Raw genomic sequence first — 921 nt, 5'->3', positions numbered from 1 at the left:
GTAAGCGCCGTTTTGATGGCACGTGGTTTTACGCTTGACGGAATGGAATGACGTTGTTGCCGCGCATGAACGCGAGGGCACCCTCTGCCTCGATGGTTTTCACCGCGACGTCGTGGGCCTCTGCGTCGGACTCAAATTGCTCGTCCCAGACGTAACTGGTGTTTTGGTGGTCAATTACCTCAAGCGTCCATGTCTTATCGGCTTCCAGTCGGAAGATGTCGATGGAGAAGGGATAGCCATCGACGACGATCCTCTTACTTTTGCCAGAGGTCACCAGATTGGGTTCGTCGTCTTCGATCATGTCGCACTTCCAGCTTCTGTATAACGACGACGAGTATGCCAGTGGAGCTGAACCCGTCAAGCGGCGGGCTTGACGATCTTTTTGAAGGCCCAAGGCAGCAACTCATCAATCTTGCTCTGTTTGTGGCCGTTGACGATGGCGGTGAGCGTGCTGCTCAGATAGGCCAACGGATCAACGGCATTGAGCTTGCAGCTCTCGATAAGCGAGGCGATGGTCGCCCAGTTCTCAGCTCCCGTATCATGGCCTGCAAAGAGTGCGTTCTTGCGATTAAGCGCTATCGGCCTGATGGTTCGCTCGACACTGTTGTTATCAATTTCGATGCGACCGTCGGTCAGGAAGAGTTTTAGGCCATCCCAGTATTTGGCGATGTAGGCCAGGGCTTCGCCGAGCGGCGACTTGGTCGCAATACGGGCACGGTGATGGACAAGCCAGGCCCACATATCGGCGACGAGCGGTGCAGACCGTTCCTGCCGTCCAGCAAGACGAGTCTGCGGATCAAGGCCACGCAACTCGGCTTCGATCCGATACAGTTCACCGATCCGTTTGACGCCGTCCTCAGCAATGGGTGCTGTTCCGTTGCGGGTAATGTCCACCAGTTTGCGCCGCGCGTGCGCCCAACA

Annotated in this window: 2 protein-coding genes; both read right to left on the bottom strand. The window is 56.4% G+C overall.

The annotated features are described in order from the left end of the window. Nucleotides 1-28 precede the first annotated feature (28 nt). A complete protein-coding gene (locus tag IFT53_RS23530; protein ID WP_192068468.1) occupies nucleotides 29-301 on the bottom strand; it encodes a hypothetical protein in 273 nt (90 codons plus the stop codon). Between the two features lie 56 nt (nucleotides 302-357). Further along, nucleotides 358-921, bottom strand: a 564-nt coding sequence (tnpC, locus tag IFT53_RS23525; RefSeq protein ID WP_192068469.1) for an IS66 family transposase, incomplete at its 5' end; no start/stop codon positions are given.

This window comes from Rhizobium sp. CFBP 13644, from assembly GCF_014842165.1.
GTDB lineage: Bacteria > Pseudomonadota > Alphaproteobacteria > Rhizobiales > Rhizobiaceae > Agrobacterium > Agrobacterium tumefaciens_C.
The sequence above is the reverse complement of the archived record's forward strand: the minus strand, read 5'-3'. Positions and strand labels throughout refer to the sequence as shown.